The organism is Psychromonas sp. Urea-02u-13, assembly GCF_002835995.1.
Lineage (GTDB): Bacteria > Pseudomonadota > Gammaproteobacteria > Enterobacterales > Psychromonadaceae > Psychromonas.
The window spans coordinates 1-5,982 of sequence record NZ_PJBZ01000139.1 but is presented as its reverse complement, the minus strand read 5'-3'; the positions used below and the strand labels follow the sequence as shown (position 1 = coordinate 5,982).

Below are 5,982 nucleotides of genomic sequence, written 5' to 3'. Positions count from 1 at the left end.
CTGTTTACCGAATTAGCCTGCGTGTGGCTGGTTTTCTTAAGTGTGAGGGTTTACGCGTAAGAGATATAGAAAATGACTATTTATCTTTGGATTGCACTTGCCAAAAACAAACCAGTGAAAAACGCAAATCATGACCTGGCACAAAGGCTCAAACGGGGTTTTGGGATAGATATTGAAACTTGTGCTCAATGTGGCGGTATGGTTAAGGTTATTGCGAGTATTGAAGACCCTGTGCTACTCGAAAAGATCCTCTGCCATCTGAACAAAAAAGCCAGTAAAATTGATAGAGAACGTTTGCCAGAAAGCCGCGCACCGCCTAAATTTAACTTGTTTGAATGATCACAAATGAATAAATCAAAAGAGCTGGTTTGTATAACTGCATGGGAAGTATCGTCTTTTTAGCTTAAACTGCAAGAAAACAGTCAAGTAATAGACAAAAAAAGTCTGAATTTTGATGGAACATCGACATAAAATAGAAATAATGGCTGAATATGAAGAAAAAGACTGACTGCATAGACTGCATACTTTAGATTATCAGGATAAATGGCGTTTATTCTGCCTATACTCTGTCGAGAAGTGGCGGAGTTCAAGGCATGAAATAGTTGGACTAGTTATTTTAATTCACTTTTTCATCACGCAGAAACATGTTGCTTCTCGCCGTGCCCTTCGGGAATTCCCGTAGAATATCTACACTGTGTTAGTGATATCAATAAGGGAAATAACCATTATCCTCAATCACTGCCTTGTTCAGTTATCCTACGGGAGCTCTGAAACGAGCATCTTGAGGTAGCTTGGGTATAATATATAAGGATTCAAAATCAAGATGGACATACCAGTTATCAACTTACTAAACTTGACGTTAGGAGGTTACAATGTTTCAGATATAGCCACTGGCGCATTAATTCTTATGATGGCAACAATGGGGTTGACCCTAAAACTGAGTGATTTCTCTCGTGTAGTGACGCAGCCTTTACCCGTGATAACTGGGTTACTTATTCAACTGCTTGCTTTACCTGCTGTCGCATTTTTACTTATCGCTATTTACGATCCCGCTTTTCCTATCGCTATTGGGATGATCATTTTGGCCTGTTGCCCTAGCGCGGCTACTTCGAACTTTTTTACGCACATAGCAAAAGGTGATACCGCCTTATCTGTTTCTCTTACAGCGATGAGTGGGCTCATTGTAGTATTTACCACTCCGTTATTGATTAACTTAGGCTTTATGAATTTAACAGGAGAGGGGCAGACGATATATCTGCCGTTATTACCATCGATGCTACAAATATTTAACCTTATTATTCTGCCTGTAACGGTTGGAATGGGTGTTCGTCATTTTTACGCATCTTTTGCCCAAACAATTGAACCTTATGCGACCAAACTGTCATTTATCTCAATTCTATTTGTCATGTGCATCTTGTTTGCAGAAGTTTACCCCAGCTTAAGCATTATTATAGAGTTGGCACTAGTCCCTGTTCTCACATTAAATATTGTCATGATGCTACTGGGTATAACCATTGCGAAATTACTGAAATTAAATAGGCAACAGGCTCGTTCTATCTGTATTGAAATTGGGATTCAAAACTACGTACTAGCCGTGGTGATTGCCATTGCGATTTTGAAAAAACCTGAATTCGCCATTGCCGCAATCGTGTACTTATTTAGCATGTATGCATGTGTATTTACATTTCTTGCATATTGCCGTTTTCAAGATATGAATATCAAGCAAACTGTTAGCCGCTAACTTGGATAGCCCTTGAATGAAGGCTGAGTACACTATCTTAGAGTTTAGAGTTTAGAGTTTTTGCTCTATTTATCTCTTGAAACTATCCCTATTTCGCCCAAAAGCAATCATCATAGTTACTACTCCTGCATAATCGAAAATACATAGCGATGCAAGATTGAGGAAATTCGTAACTAAATTTTGGAGACTAGGACCTTAGTAGGGTCAATATTTCTAGTGGCCAGCACTATTCCAGCATGTCTACGCAATAAAGTTCCAGCGTACCTAAGTAAAAGCACACCTATACTGTATGTAATTGGCGCTGTTGTATTTAAGTATTGGTTTCATTTTCTAGTTAATTTCAAAGTGTATATTGAACCCTGGCCTGCTCGGAATGTTCTTTACTTTGTGTCATAAATCGAAACCAACTTAGGTAATTCTCCAAATAGTCTGTGCCAACACCACAAAATCGCTTAAGCCAAGACTTCCAACGTATCATGTAATTGTTCAACGTTTGAATGTGATAAACACCTTCAATAACACGCTGATTATCCAAATTGGTTAACCTTTTATGGTCACATTCAAATTTTTGGCAATGCCAATGTAAGATATATTTCCATCTGTGCACAGTACTGAATCTGCCGAAATGACAGGGGGGAAGACTGCCTCAATATTTTCTCTTGTATTATTTTCGATAACATTGTGTACCATATTTCCAGCCCTATCTGACACCATGATAATAGGGACTTGCAGGGGGGCCACCACCTCGTTTTCTGGCTGGCCTAGTAATTTTTTTCTTCCCTTTAAAAGATTCCGCAATAAAAGTTTCATCTGCTTCAATAATTCCATGCAAATTAGATGGAATCATATCGTGAGGTTGCTTTAAGAAAACATGTCGCACCGAAAAGCGCTTTTAAGGTTTATGTTTAAAAGAGAGGCTGATTCCCTAAGCGAAGTACCGTTCCACATTAGGTTAGAGTAATGAACCCATTTTTCAGGTTTTTTCATGCGGTAAAAGGAGTTGAAAATAGTGCGTTAAAGGTCTTAAAACAAGCCTTACATCTGAAATTATGAAACGTTGAATACATTGTTTAGTGACACCCCACTTATTAATCATCTCGGAATCACAGTGAGGGCAACTACAAACACGATCTTCATGTTCAGCGATTGCTTTACCAACTTGATTGTTTGAAATGTTACTTTCGATCTTATGCCGTAGTTTTTTTAGGTCGGGGTAGATTGGTAATCTTCTTTGAGAATACCTTTTAGCTTATTGTTAATCATAGTTACACCTTGAACTTCAAAGTAATAATAACTAAAGCTTAGGCTAACAACGCTCAAATACAACAGTGACAATTATACCCAGTAAAGGCGGAAATATCTTGTTGTTTGAGGGGGATTGATAAATAGAAAAGTATAAATATTAGTGCATTGAAATATCTTATTAATCGTTAGTTTTTATAAAAGGCTACTTTTTTACGTCAAATAAAGTACAATGCATCTAGAAAGGTGTCACACTGCAATATTACGCGTAAATTAATTCATTGAAAATATAGGGATATAAAAGATAATGCGACAATCACTCATCAAAACAGCCATGTTAACACTACCGTTATTAGCGCCATTCGCGAGCTTACAAGCCGCCGTAGCACCACCAATAATGGATTTAAAAATATTTATGGCGGAAGGAAATGGTAATATTTTTGCTAATGGTAAAATGCAAGCCGCCGTGAGTATCGGTTACCAGTTAGCGGCCGGAGAAAAGATTATAAAGACAACATTCAGGGAGTTTAAGTCTTTTGAAAATATCGAGGATTTAGGCTGGGATAGTACTAGTATTGATAATGGGTATCGTCATAGCATCACATCAAACTTAAACACGATTAAACCGACAGTAAATACAGAGATAACTTATTATTTAAGCACTTATAACACAGTTGAAGATGACATTTGTGTCGAGGTAGAAACCGATTCTGGTTATAAACTAGATACTTGTGAGTCCTCTGTGGACAGTGACTATGTAACTTTAACGCCACTAAAAGCTATCACCTACGATTCTAAGGATTTTTACTTAAAAAAACTAAAACAAACAAGTTCCTCTGCCGAGAAAATCGCGCTTTACGGTTTATATAAAAACGCCGATGTAGCTGCAATTAGAGCGGTTAGCCATACCATTGCAAATCCAAGTGGTATGGTAATACAAGCAGATAGTCGTCAGAGTACAATTCAAGATTACAGTATTTACGAAACAACCTCTTCATACACGGGTACTTTTTTATTAGATACTGGTATCGCGACATTCAGCACATTAGGGCCGAATAGTACTAACAACAACCCTTGGAATATTACTTATGCAGGTAATACGCCGATAGTAGGTGTGTTGAATTATCAACTACATTCTTTTAGATTTCTTTTAGATGACAAGTCTTGCAACCCTGGTACATATGCGGATACGTTTGATTGTATAGACCCGAGTGTCGCAGGTGATAATAAATATTACCCAATTCCAGAATCCGATTTAAATCATCTAACACATACAAGTCAATATCTAGCATTAACAGATGAATACGGTACTGAAAGCTCAATAAAACTAAGATACGGCTCGGGCAGTGATAACGACGACCCATTCATTGCAGATTAATAGTTAATTTAACTTGAAGGTGCTTAATTAACCTCCGATTGACTTAACGGTTCACTACAATCACGTTGAATTCAGCTGAGGTTCTATTGAGTTGTGGTTTACTCTCTTTAAGTTGGTAAGCCACAAAACCACCTATGACATTAAACATAAAACCATGCACGCTACTGTGTCTACTATGCAGGGCAAGATCATGAACTTTTCATTTTGAGCCAAGTGTGATCAAATAGACTTCTTATTCATAGGAGTCTCAAATGTTATCTGCCTTTAATAAACATTTTTCACCAATCCCTGATCATCACCAACAGTCAAGAGTAGAGCATAAGCTTCACGATAAACAAGATTGAGCTGTTAAAAAATATGGCTCTTTTGAAAATGGCATTCCTGTTCACGACACCATTGCACGAGTGATCTCTTCTTTAGAGCCCCAAACATACAAAGTTGCTTCATTAACTGGATGAAATCAGCACAGGTAGAAACACATGGCGAAGTTATTGCTATCGACGGAAAGACAGTGCGTGGCTCTTATGCCCGTTATCAGTCAAGATGCAAAATTCAGCAAGCTGTGAGGTGCACAGATTCTAGGCAGGAAGTTGAAGGTCTAACTAGTTCAATCAATACTTCCTAACAATGAAGATGTTTGCCTCACAGCTTGCCCTACGGGTCGTTAGCGCATTTGTAGCGAACAATGGTGTTGTTTAGGGCAAGTTAAAACAGCAGAAAAATAAAATGAGATAACCGAAATTCCCGCATTGCTTGATTTACTAGATATTAAAGACAGTATCATTACGATCGATGCGATGGGGTGTCAAAAAGAAGCCGATTATGTTATTGCAGTTAAAGGATATTTACACCAGTCGATTAAGGATTTTTTGAAGTTTGTCAAAGCGAGAAATTTCAAAATGTAAAACATGCGTATCACGAAGACGTTGATAGTGGGCACTGCAGAATTGAAGTTCATAGGTATTGGATAACAGATGTTCTTACAAGTCTTAATGATTTAACCTCGCAATGGGATGGTATGGATTAATAAGTATAGGGATGGCTGAATCAGAACGGCATGTAGATGGAAAAACAATTAAAGAAATTCGTTATTTTATCTGTTCTATAGAAGCTGACGCAAAAACATTCGAAAGCATTGGAGCATTGAGAATCATCTACACTGGGTACTTGATGTCAGTTTTAATGAAGACTTGAGTCGTGTTAGGCGTTCAAACGCGGCTGAAAATATGTCAGTAATTAGACACCTTGTTCTAAGTTTATTGAAACTTGAAAAGAACTGTAAAAAAGGTCTGAAAGCTAAGCGTTTCAAAGCCACACTCGATACTGATTATGCAGATAAAGTTTTACAGCTTATTTATTGAGCATATGTAATATTACCCTTGGGGCTTTAGCTCCGATGGCGGGGCAAGAAACAGGGACGATGATTAAACGAGGACAGATTGGTGGCGATGAGTCGGTGCCAATATGGGATCGCTTTTACGCGCTCACTGCATAATAGAGTCTGGTATTCGCCACATTTATACTGAGCTAAAACTTTTCAACAGAATCCATAAGCGTTCTAAAATATCGCTCTATCCCTTGTATTTCCTAAGATTTTTGGGGGGGATTATTTAAACTCATC

General features: G+C 37.9%; 3 protein-coding genes and 4 pseudogenes. 5 read left to right on the top strand and 2 right to left on the bottom strand.

Translation table 11 applies throughout. The annotated features are described in order from the left end of the window. Positions 1-141 precede the first annotated feature (141 nt). Both CXF74_RS20415 and CXF74_RS20410 read left to right on the top strand, forming a co-directional pair. A pseudogene (locus CXF74_RS20415) lies at positions 142-339 on the top strand (IS91 family transposase); the annotation flags it as partial. Between the two features lie 484 nt (positions 340-823). Beyond that, positions 824-1,741, top strand: coding sequence for a bile acid:sodium symporter family protein (locus CXF74_RS20410; protein WP_101084362.1), 918 nt, complete (start codon positions 824-826; stop codon positions 1,739-1,741). Positions 1,742-2,081: 340 nt separating this feature from the next. On the opposite strand, the pseudogene CXF74_RS20405 reads toward CXF74_RS20410, so the two are convergent. Beyond that, positions 2,082-2,960, bottom strand: a pseudogene (locus CXF74_RS20405) (IS1595 family transposase). Positions 2,961-3,290: 330 nt separating this feature from the next. Here CXF74_RS20405 and CXF74_RS20400 point away from each other — a divergent pair. Next, positions 3,291-4,361 carry a hypothetical protein gene (locus tag CXF74_RS20400; RefSeq protein ID WP_101084361.1) on the top strand — a complete coding sequence of 357 codons (1,071 nt, stop codon included), beginning with the start codon at positions 3,291-3,293 and terminating at the stop codon, positions 4,359-4,361. A 43-nt stretch (positions 4,362-4,404) separates the two neighbouring features. On the opposite strand, the pseudogene CXF74_RS20395 reads toward CXF74_RS20400, so the two are convergent. Beyond that, positions 4,405-4,539 (bottom strand): annotated as a pseudogene (locus CXF74_RS20395) (IS982 family transposase); the annotation flags it as partial. A gap of 547 nt (positions 4,540-5,086) precedes the next feature. Between CXF74_RS20395 and CXF74_RS23180 the strand changes: the two are divergent. After that, a pseudogene (locus CXF74_RS23180) lies at positions 5,087-5,203 on the top strand (ISAs1 family transposase); the annotation flags it as partial. Positions 5,204-5,485: 282 nt separating this feature from the next. Next, on the top strand, positions 5,486-5,722 hold the full coding sequence (locus CXF74_RS23175) for a transposase (RefSeq protein ID WP_157822483.1): 237 nt from the start codon (positions 5,486-5,488) through the stop codon (positions 5,720-5,722). Positions 5,723-5,982 lie beyond the last annotated feature (260 nt).

Bases quoted from the DNA above. Each gene is read 5' to 3' on its own strand.
- CXF74_RS20400 (WP_101084361.1), top strand. From the start codon at position 3,291: ATGCGACAATCACTCATCAAAACAGCCATGTTAACACTACCGTTATTA.
- CXF74_RS20410 (WP_101084362.1), top strand. From the start codon at position 824: ATGGACATACCAGTTATCAACTTACTAAACTTGACGTTAGGAGGTTAC.